This window comes from Rossellomorea aquimaris (assembly GCF_000935355.1).
Classification (GTDB): Bacteria; Bacillota; Bacilli; order Bacillales; family Bacillaceae_B; genus Rossellomorea; species Rossellomorea aquimaris_B.
This window is the reverse complement of the sequence record NZ_JXZC01000001.1, coordinates 1,273,328-1,290,529: the sequence shown is the minus strand read 5'-3', so window position 1 is coordinate 1,290,529 and position 17,202 is coordinate 1,273,328. Positions and strand designations below refer to the sequence as shown.

General features: G+C 40.7%; 21 protein-coding genes. 13 read left to right on the top strand and 8 right to left on the bottom strand.

Features of this window, described 5'->3' with window-relative positions:
- Positions 1–5: 5 nt before the first annotated feature.
- The 4 genes from TV75_RS06440 (at position 6) to TV75_RS06425 (ending at position 5,788) form a co-directional block, all read left to right on the top strand.
- On the top strand, positions 6–2,981 hold the full coding sequence (locus TV75_RS06440; RefSeq protein WP_172655626.1) for an ATP-binding protein: 2,976 nt from the start codon (positions 6–8) through the stop codon (positions 2,979–2,981).
- 140 nt (positions 2,982–3,121) lie between these two features.
- Positions 3,122–4,327, top strand: coding sequence for a tetracycline resistance MFS efflux pump (locus TV75_RS06435; protein ID WP_044337795.1), 1,206 nt, complete (start codon positions 3,122–3,124; stop codon positions 4,325–4,327).
- 216 nt (positions 4,328–4,543) lie between these two features.
- Positions 4,544–5,485, top strand: coding sequence for a 3'-5' exoribonuclease YhaM (gene yhaM, locus TV75_RS06430; RefSeq protein WP_044337794.1), 942 nt, complete (start codon positions 4,544–4,546; stop codon positions 5,483–5,485).
- Positions 5,486–5,608: 123 nt separating this feature from the next.
- Positions 5,609–5,788 carry a sporulation YhaL family protein gene (locus tag TV75_RS06425; RefSeq protein ID WP_044337793.1) on the top strand — a complete coding sequence of 60 codons (180 nt, stop codon included), beginning with the start codon at positions 5,609–5,611 and terminating at the stop codon, positions 5,786–5,788.
- Between the two features lie 59 nt (positions 5,789–5,847).
- Here the strand turns inward: TV75_RS06425 and TV75_RS06420 are convergent, their stop codons facing one another.
- Positions 5,848–6,804: a peptidylprolyl isomerase gene (locus TV75_RS06420; RefSeq protein ID WP_044337792.1), complete on the bottom strand. Its 957-nt coding sequence runs from the start codon at positions 6,802–6,804 to the stop codon at positions 5,848–5,850.
- A 187-nt stretch (positions 6,805–6,991) separates the two neighbouring features.
- Here TV75_RS06420 and TV75_RS21410 point away from each other — a divergent pair, with 187 nt between their 5' ends.
- From TV75_RS21410 to TV75_RS21400, 3 genes are all read left to right on the top strand, one after another.
- Entirely contained in the window at positions 6,992–7,078 is an 87-nt protein-coding gene (locus TV75_RS21410; protein ID WP_044337791.1) for a YjcZ family sporulation protein, read from the top strand.
- 87 nt (positions 7,079–7,165) lie between these two features.
- Positions 7,166–7,249, top strand: coding sequence for a YjcZ family sporulation protein (locus TV75_RS21405; protein WP_060670486.1), 84 nt, complete (start codon positions 7,166–7,168; stop codon positions 7,247–7,249).
- A 126-nt stretch (positions 7,250–7,375) separates the two neighbouring features.
- Positions 7,376–7,462, top strand: a complete 87-nt coding sequence (locus tag TV75_RS21400) for a YjcZ family sporulation protein (protein ID WP_082051156.1) — start codon at positions 7,376–7,378, stop codon at positions 7,460–7,462.
- Positions 7,463–7,529: 67 nt separating this feature from the next.
- On the opposite strand, the gene TV75_RS22275 is transcribed toward TV75_RS21400, so the two are convergent.
- Both TV75_RS22275 and TV75_RS06405 read right to left on the bottom strand, forming a co-directional pair.
- On the bottom strand, positions 7,530–7,709 hold the full coding sequence (locus tag TV75_RS22275; RefSeq protein WP_034763303.1) for a hypothetical protein: 180 nt from the start codon (positions 7,707–7,709) through the stop codon (positions 7,530–7,532).
- Between the two features lie 241 nt (positions 7,710–7,950).
- Positions 7,951–8,487, bottom strand: coding sequence for a DUF3267 domain-containing protein (locus TV75_RS06405; protein WP_044337790.1), 537 nt, complete (start codon positions 8,485–8,487; stop codon positions 7,951–7,953).
- Between the two features lie 193 nt (positions 8,488–8,680).
- Here TV75_RS06405 and TV75_RS06400 point away from each other — a divergent pair, with 193 nt between their 5' ends.
- Entirely contained in the window at positions 8,681–9,010 is a 330-nt protein-coding gene (locus TV75_RS06400) for a DUF1878 family protein (RefSeq protein WP_044337789.1), read from the top strand.
- Between the two features lies 1 nt (position 9,011).
- On the opposite strand, the gene TV75_RS06395 is transcribed toward TV75_RS06400, so the two are convergent.
- Positions 9,012–9,587, bottom strand: a complete 576-nt coding sequence (locus TV75_RS06395) for an HTH-type transcriptional regulator Hpr (RefSeq protein ID WP_044337788.1) — start codon at positions 9,585–9,587, stop codon at positions 9,012–9,014.
- A gap of 392 nt (positions 9,588–9,979) precedes the next feature.
- Positions 9,980–10,351 (bottom strand): YtxH domain-containing protein, encoded by a 372-nt coding sequence (locus TV75_RS06390; RefSeq protein ID WP_044337787.1) that lies wholly within the window; start codon positions 10,349–10,351, stop codon positions 9,980–9,982.
- 164 nt (positions 10,352–10,515) lie between these two features.
- On the opposite strand from TV75_RS06390, the gene TV75_RS06385 reads away from it, so the two are divergent.
- Positions 10,516–10,710: a hypothetical protein gene (locus TV75_RS06385; RefSeq protein ID WP_044337786.1), complete on the top strand. Its 195-nt coding sequence runs from the start codon at positions 10,516–10,518 to the stop codon at positions 10,708–10,710.
- A gap of 59 nt (positions 10,711–10,769) precedes the next feature.
- Here TV75_RS06385 and TV75_RS06380 read toward each other — a convergent pair whose 3' ends face one another.
- Together TV75_RS06380 and TV75_RS06375 are read right to left on the bottom strand one after the other, a co-directional pair.
- Positions 10,770–11,306 (bottom strand): tryptophan transporter, encoded by a 537-nt coding sequence (locus TV75_RS06380; protein ID WP_044337785.1) that lies wholly within the window; start codon positions 11,304–11,306, stop codon positions 10,770–10,772.
- A gap of 169 nt (positions 11,307–11,475) precedes the next feature.
- Entirely contained in the window at positions 11,476–11,898 is a 423-nt protein-coding gene (locus TV75_RS06375; protein WP_044337784.1) for an HIT family protein, read from the bottom strand.
- Positions 11,899–12,607: 709 nt separating this feature from the next.
- Here TV75_RS06375 and TV75_RS06370 point away from each other — a divergent pair.
- The 4 genes from TV75_RS06370 to TV75_RS06355 all read left to right on the top strand — a co-directional run bounded on the left by TV75_RS06370 (position 12,608) and on the right by TV75_RS06355 (position 15,892).
- Positions 12,608–13,351, top strand: a complete 744-nt coding sequence (locus TV75_RS06370; protein ID WP_044338044.1) for an ABC transporter ATP-binding protein — start codon at positions 12,608–12,610, stop codon at positions 13,349–13,351.
- A complete protein-coding gene (locus TV75_RS06365; protein ID WP_253275472.1) occupies positions 13,341–14,570 on the top strand; it encodes an ABC transporter permease in 1,230 nt (409 codons plus the stop codon). Before TV75_RS06370 ends, TV75_RS06365 begins: the two co-directional genes overlap by 11 nt.
- Before the next feature lie 66 nt (positions 14,571–14,636).
- On the top strand, positions 14,637–15,341 hold the full coding sequence (locus TV75_RS06360) for an EcsC family protein (RefSeq protein ID WP_044337783.1): 705 nt from the start codon (positions 14,637–14,639) through the stop codon (positions 15,339–15,341).
- Positions 15,342–15,484: 143 nt separating this feature from the next.
- Positions 15,485–15,892 (top strand): DoxX family protein, encoded by a 408-nt coding sequence (locus tag TV75_RS06355; protein WP_044337782.1) that lies wholly within the window; start codon positions 15,485–15,487, stop codon positions 15,890–15,892.
- 44 nt (positions 15,893–15,936) lie between these two features.
- Here the strand turns inward: TV75_RS06355 and TV75_RS06350 are convergent, their stop codons facing one another.
- Positions 15,937–17,142 carry a M20 family metallopeptidase gene (locus TV75_RS06350; RefSeq protein ID WP_044337781.1) on the bottom strand — a complete coding sequence of 402 codons (1,206 nt, stop codon included), beginning with the start codon at positions 17,140–17,142 and terminating at the stop codon, positions 15,937–15,939.
- Positions 17,143–17,202: the final 60 nt, after the last annotated feature.

Below are 17,202 nucleotides of genomic sequence, written 5' to 3'. Positions count from 1 at the left end.
ATGAGGTGAAACTACTCGAACTTCATATATACGGATACGGAAAAATAGAAAATAAGCGTTATTCACTTAGAGACCTTCAATTGTTTTTTGGGGAAAATGAAGCTGGTAAATCGACGATAATGTCTTTCATTCATAGCATTTTATTCGGTTTTCCGACTAAGCACCAATCACTCCTGAGGTATGAACCGAAATCATCTGCAGAGTATGGCGGGAAAATCCTTTGCCAATTGGAAGGTCATGGAATCGTTAGTATCGAGCGCATCAGGGGCAAGGCAGCAGGCAACGTAACCGTCCAATTCGAAGATGGAAGAATGGAAGGAGAAGAAACCCTTCAACAATTGCTGGGGAATATGGAGAGAGCCACCTACCAAAACATATTCTCATTCAACCTGGAAGGACTCCAAAACATCCAGCGCCTCAAGAAAGAAGACCTGAACCGCTACCTGTTCTCTGCAGGCTCGACAGGGACGGACCTCCTTTTAAAGCTGGATCAGAACTGGCAAAAAGAAAGAGAGCAGTTGTTTAAGAAATCAGGTAGGAAACCACAGATCAATGCGGTGCTGACTCATTTAAAATCCCTTGAAAACCAAGTAAGGGAAGGAAAAGAAAAAAATGAACAATACCTTCCTCTTATAGCAAGGAGGCAATCGTTGGAAGCCTGCGTTACATCCATGGAGGCAGAGAAGGCGGATCTTACTGAAAAGAAACAGTACCTGGTTTCGGTCAATGAAAACTGGGATTCACTCACTGGCTTCAAAAGAGTGAAAGAGCGGCTTTCTCAGCTGGAAGTAATCGATTTTCCTGCAAAAGGATTAGAGCGCTTAAACGAGCTTAAAACCGAGGAAAGACAGGTATCAGCGCACCTTGAATCCCTGATGGTGAAACAAGAGAAACTCCGACATAGATTAGAATCTGAAGAAATTGATACTTCCTTAAATGAAGACATTCCATATATGGAAAAGATAATCTCTCAACAATCCTTTTATCTGAAATGGAAAGAAGAAAGTAGTGAACGGAGCAGAGAACTGAGAACGGTTCGTAGTAAAATCAATGACACGATCCGGGAATTGGGATTGACAGTAGAGATGGAAGAAATCCGTTCACTGGATACAAGCTTAATGATGTCTGACCGTATTCACAATGCGCTGGATCAGCAATCAAAGCTCCTTCATGAACGTGATAGCTTGCAGAAGCATTACGAAGAGGAAAAAGAAGAGCTCCGCCTCATTGAAACCAAATGTGATGATTTAGAAGATAGGCTGATGGAAGAAGATGAGTATCAAGAATTACAAAGGACTGTGAAAAACCAATCTTCCCGGCAAGCTTCACGGGACCAGGCACATTGGATGAACTTACAAGTGAAAGAAGCAGAGGAACGATTCACCAGAAAGAAGGCATCCTTTTCTCAACAGCTCCTATTAATTGGTGCATCACTCCTCCTTTTATTTGGGTTTGGTGCGTGGTCTATCGTAACCGGGAATTGGCTGGTTACAGGGATCAGCCTGCTTCTCCTCATTGTGGTCGGAGCAATGGGAATGCAGGCCAGGGGGAATCTGCAGGAAGAATCAAAAAGCCTTCAAAAAGCTAAAGCAAGAGCTAAAGAGCTCCAGCCTGAAGGGAAGATGGAATTTAATTCTCCCGAAAGAACCGAGCAAAACTTAAAGCAGCAAATGGAATTGAGGAACGAGTGGAAGCAGCGTATTCTTTCATTAGAAGAGCAGCAAGCAAAACTTCAGAAGCTCCGTGAGAAACAGAAGGGGATAGAGAACGAAATTGTTCAGGGAGAAAAAAGATTATCCCACTTGAAATCAGAGCTTTGTTTACCTTCTGATTTTCACTGGGAGTGGCTGCGTGATGCGTTTGTCAAAATGAAAGAAGCGGTCGCTGATTATGAGGCTTATATCCACTTGAAAGAAGAACAAGCCTATGTGGTCCACAAAATGAATGAGTATAAGGAAGGCTGCCAGGAATGGTTCCACCGACATTCTTTCACGTTTACGACAGTCGAGGAGGCTTTGATTAAACTGAAGGGGATCATGCAGGATATTGAAAAAAGAAAGCTTACAATCAATAGTATCCAATCAGAGCTTGAGCCTCTTTCTCTTGAGATAGAGAAGCTTTCCATTGAAGTGAGAAAAGTCAGGGATGAAAGCCAAACCCTTATTGAGTCTGCTGGCTGCCTGGTGGAAGCTGAATTTCGCGAAAAAGCACTTCGCGTCGAAGAAAGAAACGAACTAACTGCTCAGTATAGTGGAATGAAAACACGGATGACGAAACGGACCTTCGATACATTTCTTCGGTTCGATTCCCAGGAAGAAAGCAGAAAAGAATTAACAAGCTTGTCACAAAGAATCGACGAGCTTGCGGCAGAGCTGTCCGCTCATCAAAAAGAGCTCGCTTCCATTTCGTATGAAATAAAAGTGTTAGAAGAAGGAAAGAGTTACTCAAGCATCCTCCAGGAGTTTCAAGGTAAGAAAGCGGAGCTTCAGGAGCTTGCGTATGAATGGTCAAAATATACGTTAGCACAAGTGTCCTTAAGCAAAACAATGGATCTCTATCAGAAAACCAAGATGCCTAAGGTGATGAAGCTTGCAGAACAAAATTTCAGGGAGCTCACAGAAGATCACTATCTTCACATTTTCTTGCAGGAAGGGGAGATGATCAAGGTAGAGAGGAAGGATGGTGCAGTCTTTCACGCAGTGGAGCTCAGTCAAGGAACGAAAGAGCAGCTTTACATCGCCATCCGATTCGCCCTTATACAATCTTTCCGAGACAAGTACCCATTGCCGATATTGATCGATGATGGGGTAGTCAACTTTGATAGAGAGAGAACGAACGCATTTTTAAAGCTGTTGAGGAAAATGGCTAAGAAGCATCAAATTCTGTTCTTTACCTGTCATCCTCATATTAAAAATACGTTCTCCTGTGAGGAAATGATTGTGTTAAAACGGTTGGAAAAGGAATCGATCCGCACAACCTGATTTTTTGTCCAATAGAATTAGCAAAAAACTCCTGGATTCGTTACAATACTACAAGGACTTGTTTAAACATTCATGACGGCTGATTATGAAAAGAAGTCTCATGGTGAAGAAATGATTGCTGGAAAGAAGGAACACATAGTATGACAAAAACAAAAGGGTGGAAACGAAATAGGGGGCCATTGGCACTGCTCAGCTTTAATTTATTTATCGTCATGGTTGGAATCGGTCTGGTCATCCCCATTCTTCCTTTCTACGTAGAAAAATTCGGCGCCAATGCCCAAACGCTTGGAGCGTTGGTGGCTGTATTTGCATTTATGCAGTTTTTATTTGCTCCCATTTGGGGACGGTTATCCGATCGAATCGGGAGGAAACCATTAATCACAATCGGCCTGATAGGCTTTGCCATAGCTGAATTCATTTTCGCCTTCGCTGTAGGATTATGGATGCTATTCCTGTCCAGAATCCTGGCAGGTGTTTTCGGTTCTGCATTAATGCCAACGGCAATGGCCTATGTATCAGATGTAACGGATGAGGATAATCGGGGTCAAGGGATGGGGATCCTGGGTGCAGCCATGGGTCTAGGTATCGTCATAGGGCCTGGAATCGGAGGGTGGCTGGCAGAAATCGATCTCTCCTATCCATTTATTTTTGCAGGGATCGCAGCCTCCATTGCAGCGATCGTCTCGGTCATCATATTACCTGAATCCTATCCTAAGGAAAAAAGAACGTTCGATCCGAACGAGAGACGTGAAAACCGCTTTGTGGTCATGAAGAATGCTGTCTTGAGTCCTGTCGGATTTCTATTGATTCTTGTGTTCATCATGAGCTTTGGATTGGCTAACTTCCAATCCATATTCAGCTACTATGCACTTGAACGTTATGGATATGGTCCGCAGGAAGTCGGTATCATCATTTTGATTATCGGTATCATCGGTACCGTTGTTCAAGGAGCGGGTGTGGGAAGGGCGACGAAGAGGTTCGGAGAAGAAAAAGTCGTAACGGGCTCTTTACTCCTCAGTGCACTGGGATTTGTCATCATGACATTTGCCACCAGCTTTATAGGGGTCTTGATCACAACCGCCGTTTTCTTTGTCGGAAACTCCATGCTCCGTCCATCGTTGAATTCCCTTATTTCAAAACTGGCAGGTGAAAGACAAGGGACCGTAATGGGTCTGAACAACTCGTTTCTCAGTCTTGGTAACGTCGCTGGGCCATTACTTGCAGGGACACTTTTTGAGTGGAATATACATATTCCATACTTCTTCGGAGCATTCATTATGCTCGTAGGGCTGGTAGCGACGAAGGTTTGGATTAGTAAGAAAGAGAAGAAAGCGTTAGTGAATTAGAATGGAACCGTCTCCCATGGGGCGGTTTTTTATTGTGGGAGGAGAGGGAAGGACCTTTAAAGTGTGTTCACGATTTTGAATGATTTGAAATCTGGCAAACGATTTGCAGAAAGGCGGCACAACAGCATCTAAATTCACCCCAGCCCTTTCCACCCATGTACTTTGACGAAATATGATATACTTAAACTACTAATATAGTTGGACGGAGGAGAAGAGATGTCTGGGATTACACATTTTAATGTAGGAGAAACCATCGATTTACCACTTTTAATTAAACAAATGACCAAAGGTACGACAAATACAGGAAAGCCGTTTTTAACGCTGATTCTGCAAGATAAGAGTGGAGATATGGAAGCTAAGCTTTGGGATGCTTCTGAGCAGGATGAGAAGGCATATCAGCCTGAAACAATCGTTAAGGTTGTTGGGGATATACATAGTTACCGTGGAAAGAGTCAGCTCAAGATCAAACAGATTCGCCCGGCTTCCCCCGCAGATGGTTATGCCATTTCCGACTTTCTTGAAACGGCGCCGGTGAGCATTGATGAAATGACGAGTAAGATCACTCAGTATATATTTGAAATGAGAAATCCAAATATCCAACGCATCACAAGACACTTGATTAAAAAATATCAGAAGCCTTTCCTGGAATATCCGGCGGCTACTAAGAACCATCACGAATTTGTATCAGGGCTTGCGTATCACGTTGTCTCGATGCTGGATCTTTCGAAAGCCATTGCTGGACTTTATCCTTCCCTGGATTCGGATCTTCTCTATGCCGGGGTGATCCTGCATGACTTAGGGAAGGTCATCGAGCTGTCAGGTCCTACCTCTACAACGTATACAATTGAAGGGAATCTGATCGGCCATATCTCTATTATGGTCAATGAGATTGGTAAAGCTGCCGACGAACTTGGAATTGAAGGGGAAGAAGTGATGATCCTTCAACATCTGGTACTGAGTCATCATGGAAAAGCGGAGTGGGGAAGTCCTAAACCGCCACTCATTCGTGAAGCTGAAATCCTTCATTACATCGATAATGTAGATGCAAAGATGAATATGCTGGACCGCGCTTTGGAGCGAGTCAAACCAGGAGAATATACAGAAAGAGTATTCGCCCTGGATAATCGATCATTCTATAAACCGACTTTTCATAAATAGGTAAACAAAAGCCCCCCGGTCCATGGATTGGGGGCTTTTTCAGTAGAATAAGTGTACTGTTTTATCTATTCACTACATATAGTGTTAATAAAAGAGGACAAACCTATAAAGGAGATGAAGCAGATGACACTGCCTATTTGGATGTACTTGGTTGTAGCAGGGATTTTCGGGAGTGCCTTTATGACGATTAAATCAGCTAAGGAAGAAAAGAATATGGAAGATGAATGGATCGAGAAGGAAGGGGAAGTCTACATCCATCGTATGGAAGAGGAGAAGCAGAGAAGACGTCAATTATCTTCTTGATTATCATACACATACATTAAAAAAGGACTGACGGAATGGATCCGTCAGTCCTTTTTGGTCTATTCCTCCGCAGGTGCAGGAGCTTCTTCTCCTTCAGGTGCAGCGGGAGCTTCTCCGCCTTCAGGTGCAGCTGGAGGATTTAGCACTTGATCAAACGCCTTTTTTAAATCTTTATCTTTAATGTTTAAATCAGCTTTTTCGATTTCAGCTTTCATGGCTTCCTGGATTTTTTGAGGATCCACTTTCGAAAGCTTCAATTCTTTTTCGATTTCCTTCTTCATCTCATCAAAGGATTTCTTTTCTTTTTTATCTGTCACTTCAATGATGTGGTAGCCATATTCTGTCTTGATCGGCTCACTCACTTTGCCTTTTTCAAGAGTGTCCAGTGCTTTAGAGAATTCAGGTACGAAGTTTTGACGACCTGCATTGTCTACCCAGCCCAAGCTTCCGCCATTTTCAGCAGAACCGGGATCTTTAGAGTATTCCTTTGCAAGATCTTCAAACTTTCCACCATCAGCTAATTTTTGTTTTACTTCTTTGGCGGTTTTTTCATCATCCACAAGAATGTGACGAACTTGAATATCAGGCTTCCATGTCTCGTAGTATTCTTTTACTTCTTCTTCTGTCACTTTCACGTCGGAAATCGCCGCTTTTTCTTGAAGTAATTGAAGCTTTAAGTATTCTTTAAACGATTTTTCATCAAGATTATATTGTTGTAAGAACATTTCAAATTGAGGTCCCAATTGATCTTTGGCTTCATTCAGCTTTTCATCAACTTCCTCTTTTGACACGTCATACTTTTCTTCAAGTACTTTCGTGTAAACCAGTTCTTGAAGGGCTTGTTCCATTTGTGGAGTGAATTTTTGCTTCATTGATTTGTAAAGTTCATCTTTTGTTACGTCGCCAGCTTTTGTCGTTGCAACAACGTCACTGTTTCCTTCAGCACCGTCTCCACTGCATCCTGCAAGTCCAGCGACTCCGGCAGCCAATGATACTGAAATGATCCATTTTTTCATGGTGACCAACTCCTACACTAAATTCGTTTAATGGCTTGTCAAATTTCTACAAAACATACTATAACACACTTTTTCCATGAAAAAAAATATTTTCCAACTTAATCTTCAGAAAAATGGGCATTTTACACACCCATTTCCTAGGTACTTTCATATGATAAGAGCGAAGAGAGAAAAGGAGGTAATAAATATGAGCTGTGGATACAATTCCGGATTCGCGTTAATCGTAGTGCTGTTCATCTTATTAATCATCGTTGGTGCCGCATATATTTGCTAAAAAAACTTAAATTTATGACATTAGCCTAAAACAAATGGCAGCTAACTTGAATAAGATAAATTAGCGCTTCAAAGGAGGTGGGAAGTTATGGGTCACGCATACGGCGGAGGTTTCGCGTTAATCGTAGTACTGTTCATCCTGTTAATCATTGTAGGTGCAGCATGGCTATAATTTAGCCTCAGGGTTTAGGTTTACCGGATAAAGACTGTAAGAGGGGGCAATACCTTTGAAAGGCTGGCCCCTTTTGCTTTATTCCTATTTAGGTGGCTTTTTCATACATGAAAGGAGGAAGCGCAGATGTCAGGTGCTTACGGCGGAGGATTTGCGTTAATCGTTGTTCTATTCATTTTGTTAATCATCATTGGTGCAGCATACGTTTGCTAATTTGAATAGTTAAACAAAGCCGATCCGAAAAAATCCGGATCGGCTTTGTTTTGTCCATTTTCATGTTCTATGTAAAGAGTATTTCTATATAAGAAGAGACCAGTAGTATGGTGATTAGGATATTGATGGTTCTAAACACCTTAGGTTGGCGTTCTTCAGGTATTTCTTTTTGTAAACATAATGCATTTGTCATTTTATTTATATAAAATAAGATGAAAACTGCAAAAACTAAAAACATGGAGATCATCCAAACCCCTCCCCGTTATCTCCTATAAGCTATACATTACCAAATTATTTCTCTAATTGGTAGCGAGAGTATTGCCGAAATCGTGCAAAAAAGACTTTTTCACATTCTTTGTTACATTAAACCCAGTGCAGGTAGGTATTTATGAGCACGTAATCGAAGAATCTCAGCAAAGAGACCTTTGATAAAAATAGAAGGATGATATATTCCATCGAGTGTATGTTTCAATGGCCATCCATCATCCTTACTGATAAATCAATATTTCGTATCCATCATCATTCTCTTCAATTAATGCATCCTTTGGCGAATCCATTAGTTGTCTCGCATAAATAAAGTCAATGGCGCAGATTCCGGAATGGAATGCAAGCAGCATTGAAAAGTAATGAGAGTAGTGTGGGAAATAGATGCATCCGTATATCAAAATGCCGTTTAGTATGAAGAAGGGTGCCAACAGTGCAAGCATATAACGGAACTTTGAGATAGGCTGATCCACCCGCAATGAAACGATCGGTAATAGATATAATTTTCGATTGCATCTGCACTTGATTTTTTTAACAAAGGGCAGAATGGGTACAACGTGAAAAAACTTGTGCAATGGATATATACTTAACAGTCCTATTAAGAATCCAAGGAAATGGTTATCATAGAACGCGCTTGGGAATAGTAAGTTAATTGGTACGTATATTAATGAGAATACCATCATCATGATGATGGTTGAAAGTAAAAAGACTCGGTAAAACCCGAATTGTTTTTCCAGATTGATTGTTTTCCAGCAATGCATAAAAAAATCGCCTCCATTAGACGAATAGGTTTTAGATAAGTGCTTTACATACTTTATTACGATTGCCGGAAAAAATCAATACATTTTGCCATGATTTTTTCTTATTTTTTAGGCGAAGTTTTTGGGACAGGTATGTTATAGTTTTGTACAATGAGAGTATGAGAATTTGTGCAATGAATGGAGGGTGATTAATATGAATGAATTAGTGAAACGTTTAGAGAAACTTGAGTATTATCAACGATTGATGGTTGATATGATTCCCGAAAATGGTTTTCCATTTCATCGATTAATTATTCGTAATGGTTTGTCGGAGAGAGAAGTGAAGGAGTTCTTTATTACATGTGATAGATTGAGCATGAAACTTGAAAAGCAAAAAGCGGAAGGATTTGTGTACAATACTCCGCTTTTCAAAGAGTTTGAAGAAGAGCTTCATTCAAAGCTGAAGGTTCAGGAAGTGGTGGATGGCTGTTTAGCTCAAAACCTCTATCCAGCTTTGATGAAACTTTTAAAGAAGAGCTTGTAGGTCAAGCCAGTTCTTCTTCATCCTGAAATAGTTCTCCCAGTTTTCCGTTATCATCAGAAAAATCATTTTCAATGTTATGAAACGATTTTTCAAATATCTCCATAAAATCATTCCCATATATATTTCGTACGACGGTCATCATCTCGATCATTTCAGGGAACTTTCCATATAATTCTCTTAATGGAGAAACTCCTTGGAAGATTGAGTGACTTTCAGGCTTATAATTCTTCATTAGTTCGAGAAGGATTTTTTCCCCTTTGTCCGTCAATTGAATATAGGTGTTTCGTTTATCGTTCTCCCGTTTAGAAAACTGCAGTAATTCCCGTTCTTCTAATTTCTTGGAGAAGTTAAATGCAGTCGAAACATGCATAACACCAAACTTGGCCACATCTGAAATAGAAGCACCCTTTAAATGATACGCAATCCAGAGAATATGATGTTCGTTAATATTTAAGTCGTATGGCTTTATCCATTGCTGCCAGTCCTTTTCTATGGCCTTCCACAGAGCCTTACTAAGCTGGGCCATTCTTTGACTGAAGAGCATAGCCTCTTTCAAAGTAAATTCTCTTTCCTTCATCTCATTCACCCACTTTGCTAGAAAATCTTTTTTGAATTTAAGTAGTACGAAAATGACTCACCAAAACAACTATCATAAAAAAGAAAGCGCTTATATTTTATTATGCCAATAAAATAATAATTAATAAAGGTTAAATTGACAAAATTTTTCGAAGTATATAATTTTTGGCTGATATATTCATAGGAAAACAGCAGTTGGTGAGTAGATGAATACTGTGATGACGGGATTTGTACGTGTAATCATTATATTGAAAGAAAAGAAAGGAGTATATTTAATTTTTTAAATGTTTCTAAATGTTTCTGCAGAAACGTTACAATCCCCCCTATCCAAACAAACTAAAAAAAGTCCCGCAGCCTTCCATCATTAGTGAATGGAGGGATGCGGGGTTTTGGTTATTGATTCGTAGTGTTTGCTGAGTTAATCGATTTTTCCAAGTCTTCGATGGTTCTTTGGATGGATTGGATTTCTTCTTGAAGTCGTCGATTATTTGGTTCTGTCGAAGCCTGCCATTGCTTGAATGAAGCTTGAAGATCCTTTGATAGCTGAAGGACCGTTTCTTTTCCTTCTTGAGACAGGGTGCCGATGGATTCTTTCAATTCACCAATATGAACCTTCATCTCATCGATTATTTCTGACCAATCGTCCTTCTTGTCTTTAATTTGTGCCCGGATTTCTTTCCCTGATGAAGGAGACGTCAGAAGGGATGCTACTCCTCCAACCACTCCACCAATTAAAAGCCCGTAAGCAAGAGATTTTTTATTCACTATGATCACCTCGTTCTTCTATTTCTATAATACTCTATTTCTACAATCAACATGTATTCTCCTTTTCCCTTTTAGAACAGATTAAAACAAGTGAATTCATAACCTGCTTATTTTCAGCATAAAAATAAAGGTAAGAGGTGGAGTAAAGGAGGGGGTTCTAAGTAATGGACGGGATAATCTTTGGGTTCTTTGCTCTCTGTGGCGTATTATTTCTAAGTATGGTGTATAACTTCATTACCATTCAAAGGCCGGGAATGTATCCTCCTAAGAATATATTGAAAAAGCGTGCTGCCATATTGGGATCCGGTGGGGTGATCACTTTTTTAATCGGGGTACTCTTGTGGGTTGCAGTCAAGTAAGAAAGCCCTCCATTTAATGCCGGTAGCATATTAAATGGAGGGCTTTACTATGATCTAATTTAGGATAGCTGTTCTGTTGTAACAGCTTCTCGAATGGTTGAACGTTTTAAAATCCCGTTAATGATTGGATATACCACAAACATTGCTCCAGCGTTAACTAGTGTAGCCGGAAGTACGACTGCTGCAAATAAAGCAAAAAATGCTCCAGGCAGACCGACAATCACATAAGCAGAAAGTAAGAAGACACTTCCTGATACGAGTGTACCAATAGCTGTCAGAACAGAAGCTCCTACAAGTGAACGAGTGATTTTTTTAGTGGCCAGGAAAAGTCCGTAAAAAACGAATGCCGTGATCGGCTTATCGATCAGGTTAGGTAAGAATCCACCAGGGAACTGAGTTGTTAGTCCTGAAATAACCCCTGTTAATAAACCTAATAACAATACGTTCTTCTTGGCTGGAAATAATATAATGCCAAGAAACATCATCGTCAGCATCATGTCCGGCTTCATTCCTAAGAAAATTCCCGGGATCACAGTGTGCAGGACGGCTCCGATCCCTACTAATAATGACAGGGATACAAGTGTTTTTGTATTCATTTCTCATCTCTCCTCAACTAAACTATACTATACTATTTGCTTCACCTAATGTGCACTGTTGCCATTAGCGAAAAGATAGGTACATTATAACATACCGAGTATCGTTGTCAAAGATTAATTATTCTGAAAAAAGCCTGATCCCTTTAACTTCCGGGATCAGGCTCAATTATTAGGAAAGATGCTGTGCAATGGATTCAGCTATTCCTTTCAGGTCTTCTGAATTGTAGTCATCATTATGTGTCTTCCAGACGGCTCCAAAGCCATCTCCCTGGCCATAGCGGGGAATGAAATGCATGTGGAAATGGAAGACGGATTGTCCTGCTTCTTCACCTGCATTGCTTAACAGGTTCATTCCGACTGGGTTAAACTCGGCCTTGATACTGTCAGCAATCTTAGGTGCAACAGAGAAAAGGTGGCTTGCAATATCAGGAGTCAGTTCATAGATATTTTCTTTATGTACTTTAGGAATAAGTAATGTATGCCCTTTCGTCACCTGGCTAATATCAAGGAAAGCAAGGACATGCTCATCCTCGTACACTTTCATAGCAGGAATTTCACCGTCGATAATCTTGCAAAAAATACAGTCACTCAATGCTTTCTCCACCTTTCATTAATGGCATTTTTATGTATTTTATCATGAAAGAGAAAATAAATGAAGAAGAGACAGGAACGATTTTCCTGCCTCTCTTCTTGAAGGGGTAATACTATAAAGGTTTATATGTCAGGCTTCATTCTCTTTGATAAACACCTCATTCGCTAGTAGCTTCGAAATGTGTACCATTCTGGGTTAGAATGAAAATTGTTCAATGCGACCATCCCCTTATCTTTTCGCTATTTAAGCAATTCAGACAATAGAAACTGTTAGCCGTCTTGGACAAACACCTCATTTGCTATAAGGATGATATGTGTAAACCATTAGAAACATGAATGACTTTGTGCAATGTGACCATCCCCTTATCTCCTAAGCTTAATAAGCTAATAAAGTAAGTTGATTCAGTCAAAGTGTGCTTTAACAAACACCTCATTTATCAATTTTTTGAACAAATGAATATGGTGAGTGTGTCATTCACTATAGAAGACGACAATCCTTACAGTCGCAAACAATAGTGAAATCGGTTAGCTGGTCTTTAACAACCATCCCCTTTTTCTTATTGCTGGCCCCTTCAAATATTATGATGTGCAAATCGGGTAGAGTTATGAATGTTAAAATGTGGAATGAGAAACTGGATTAACAATGCCTTTACCATGAAATTTTGATAAAATAGAGAAAACCATGTAGAAGAGAAAGGACGTTGCTGCTCGTGTCATTATTAGAAATCAAACACCTGGTTGGCGGATATACCCGAAAACCGGTATTAAAGGATATATCATTTTCCATACATTCAAATGAAATTGTCGGATTAATCGGCCTGAACGGGGCAGGGAAAAGTACGACTATCAAGCATATAATCGGTCTCATGGAACCCAAGCAAGGAGAAGTGTCCATAAATGGTCATACCTTGAAGAGTGATGCCGATCAGTATCGAAAACAGTTTTCATACATACCGGAAACGCCGATTCTTTATGATGAGCTTACCCTTGAAGATCACTTAAAACTCACAGCCATGGCTTATGGATTATCAGAGTCTGAATATAAAGGTAGAATTGATAAATTATTGAAGGCCTTTCGTATGGAGAAAAAAATGAGCTGGTTTCCTGCCCACTTCTCAAAAGGGATGAAGCAAAAGGTGATGATCATGTGCGCTTTTCTCATTCAGCCCAGTCTTTATATCATCGACGAACCTTTTGTTGGATTAGACCCACTTGGGATTCAGTCGCTGCTGGATTGGATGCAGGAAATGAAGCAAAGTGGAGCTGGAATACTGATGTCTACGCATATTTTAGCAACGGCAGAAAGATATTGTGACTCATTCATCATCCTTCATGAAGGGAAAATTTGCGCAAAAGGTACGCTTCTGGAACTTCGTTCGGAATTCTCCATGCCGGATGCGACTTTAGATGATATTTATATCCAGCTGACAAAGGAAGAATCCCATGATGAATAAGGTGGAAAGTATTTGGAAGAAACGAATCGTAGAGTATAATCAAGAGCTTCAAAAGTACTTGAAATACATGTTTAACGATCATTTATTATTTGTCCTGATTTTTGCATTGGGAGGAGCAGCGTATACGTATAACCAGTGGGTGAAAACCCTGGATCCGGCTTTTCCGGCACCACTCATCATGGCGGTGATCCTGGGTCTCTTACTGGCATGGAGTCCCGTTTATACGTTTCTTAGGGAAGCGGATGCCGTGTTTCTTTTGCCATTGGAAATGCGCCTATCCCGTTATTTCACCAAATGCATCTGGATCAGTTTCATGTTTCAATCGTATATTCAGCTGCTCGTATTGGCTGCACTGATGCCAATGTATGTAGCTGTATCCGGCAGCAGCTTTGGAAGCTTCTTTCCGTTACTTGGCTTTATTTTAGCATTAAAGGTCTGGAACCTGTATGTACGCTGGTTTATGCTGCGATTTCAGGAAAAGGAAGCTCATTGGATCGACAGCTTTATGCGCTTTTTATTAAGCGGTGCTCTCGTCTTTTTAGTGTTATCTGGCGCTGCTATCGTGATGGTCGTGGTCGTTGCCACCATCATGATCGGATATGCGCTCTACTTTTATCAGTCAACAAAAGGAAAAAATCTTAAATGGGATTTGTTAATCGACCTGGAGCAGCAGCGGATGCTGATTTTCTACCGAATCGCCAATATGTTCACAGATGTACCTAAGCTGAAAGGGAAGGTGCACAGGAGAAAATGGCTTGATGGAATGGTGAAAACATCATTCTCCCAGGCATCTACTTATCGCTATTTGTATCTTCGCTCCTTGGTGAGGACAAGTGAATATTCAGGTCTTTATCTTCGATTGACCCTGATCGGCGTTTTGCTGATTTATTCAAATTCGTCCTTTATTTTCAGCATTCTGACGGCTTTGGTGTTTCTGTATTTAACTGCTTTTCAGCTCATACCATTGTTTAAACGGTTCGATTATAAAATTTGGGTGCTCATTTATCCCGTATCAAAGGAATTAAAGAAATCATCCTTCCAAAAAATCATGAATCAGGCGATGATGATCCAATCGGTTATATTTTCCCTTCCTTTATTCATTAAGGGGGCTTGGATGGAAGGATTGATCACCCTCCTGGCTGGGCTGTCATTCTCTATTTTGTTCAGCCAATTTTACTTAGTACAGCGATTGAAAAAGATGGAAGAAACATTGTTTTAGTGAAACTATCCAGTGGGAAAGAACGTATAGAATGAATAAGCCGATAAAAAAGGACGGTGGTTCAGTGTGAACCATGAAAGAGAGGAACTCGATTCCTGGAAACGTAAGTTCAGTAGAAAATCGTCTATCTTTCAACGGGTTTCTAAGCAAGCTCAAACAAAAGTGAATCAATTGATTCCTGAGAAAGCGCACAGATTGATAACGGAAAGCATTAAGAGGATGGTAGAAGTTACGTTAAAGGGCAGCGAGTGGGTACCTCTTCATCAGATATCATTGAAGGCTTCATTAGAGGAAAGAGAAGAGCTAATGAAGGAACGGATGGAATTTTACCGAAAAGCTGCGACGATTGAAGGAGCAGGTACAGGTGCAGGAGGAATCTTTCTCGGCCTCGCGGATTTCCCCTTGCTCTTATCAATCAAAATGAAATTTCTGAGCGAATGCTCTGCCATTCATGGGTATGATGTAAAACAATATGAAGAACGACTGTTTCTTCTGTATGTCTTTCAGCTGGCATTCTCCAGTGATTCCCATAAAAAACATGTCCTTTCCATCATCGAAAACTGGGATGAGGAAAAAGAAAAGCTGATGGAATTGGATTGGCGAACCTTTCAACAGGAGTATCGGGATTACATTGATTTCGTAAAATTGTTTCAACTCATTCCGGGGGTAGGGGCAGTCGTTGGAGCTTATGCAAACTATCAGCTTCTTGATCAACTCGGGGAAGTGGCAAAATTTGCTTATCGGATTCGGTACTTTAATGATTTAGAATAGTAGTGAGGGAAGGTCGATCATGATGGTCGATCTTTTTTTGTGATGTGGGCTTTACGGGAAACGGACGCATTTTTTTATTTCCTCTGAATATTCAGGTATAGTTAGGTAGTACTGTTACATTGATTTAGAGAGGTGTTTACTTGATGAACAAACGTAAAAAGGGATTGAAGCTGTTAGGACTTATTCTATTCTCATTCTTCTTCTTTTTAGCAGGAATGTTTCACTTTATTGAAGCGCAAGGATTTGCCCGAATGATTCCTGAATTCATACCCCTGAGAGAAGAAATCATTTATATTACGGGAATGATTGAATTTATATTAGCTGTGCTGCTGCTCATTCCAAAGACACGTGAAAAAACCGGAATCATCACAGCGATTTATTTAGTTCTCATCTTTCCTGCCAATATCTATGCGGCCATTAAAGGAATTCCAGCTCCAGGGAATGAAGAAGCGAATGTAGTGCTGCTTTGGGTGAGGTTATTGTTTCAACCCCTCCTGATCTGGTGGGTATTGGTGGTAAGTAAGATCGAGAAAAATCATCGCTTTTATTAAGAGTAAAGGATCAGGCCTTATGGTACCTGATCCTTTTTTATGAGTCAATTTGTCAGCGTCGTTTCTGTGGCAGAATGCCTTTGTTGATATTCGATGGTAGCAGACGCCAGTGATTTAGCGGCTATCAGAAGAGCCTTTTCATTAATGTCAAACTTGGGGTGATGGTGGGGGAAGGCAACTTCAACATTTTCGGGCTTGGCTCCTGTAAAAAAGAAGGTACCCTTTACATGTTCTAAGTAATGAGAGAAATCTTCCCCGCCCATTTGCATTTCAATTTCTTCCACTCTATGAACTTCATCGACTTTATCCACACTTTGAATCAACAGATCCGTTTCTTCTGCGTGATTAACGACAGCAGGATATCCCCGTTCATACACATATTTATACTCGCAACGTGCTGAAAGACATGCACCCTTCAGGATTTGTTCGATCTCTTCTTCAATAAAGTCTCTGACCTCAGGATTGAATGTACGGACGGTTCCAATGAGTTTAGCGGAATCGGCAATCACATTGAATGCGTTATCTGCCATGAAGGAACCGATTGTGACGACGGCCGGGTCGATCGGATTCACTCTTCTGCTGACAATTTGTTGTAGTTCGGAAACAACCTGAGCCCCGATCACGATGGAATCCTTTGTTTTATGAGGTTGTGCCCCGTGCCCCCCGGACCCCTTGATGACGATTTCAAATCTATCAGCAGCAGCCATGATGGGACCTGTTCGATATAGAACCTTTCCAAGGGGTTCACTTGACCATAAATGAGTTCCGAAAATAACATCCACTCCATCGAGGCAGCCCGCTTCAATCATGGGTTTCGCTCCTCCTGGTGCATATTCTTCCGCATGCTGATGAATAAGAACCACTGTACCAGAAAGTGTACTGCGCATTTCATGCAGGGTTTTACCCAATACTAACAGGGTTGCTGTATGACCGTCATGTCCGCATGCATGCATGACCCCTGGAACGGTGGAGCGATATTCCACATCCTTTTCATCTTGAATGGGAAGGGCATCAAAGTCGGCACGAAGGGCAACCGTTTTACCGGGGAGAGCTCCTTCGATTCTTGCGACTACCCCATTGCCGCCGACATGTTCCTTAACTGTAACGCCGATGCTTTTGTAGTATTCAGCTATGTATGCAGCTGTATTTTTCTCTTGGAAGGATAATTCAGGATGTCGATGAAGAAATCTTCTGATCTCAACCATTTCTATCCAACGTTCTTCTAATTTCTGATATAATTCATTCAGCAAGTGCACAACCTCCTAATATTTGATGAATATTACGAATATTATAACACTAAATATTGAGTG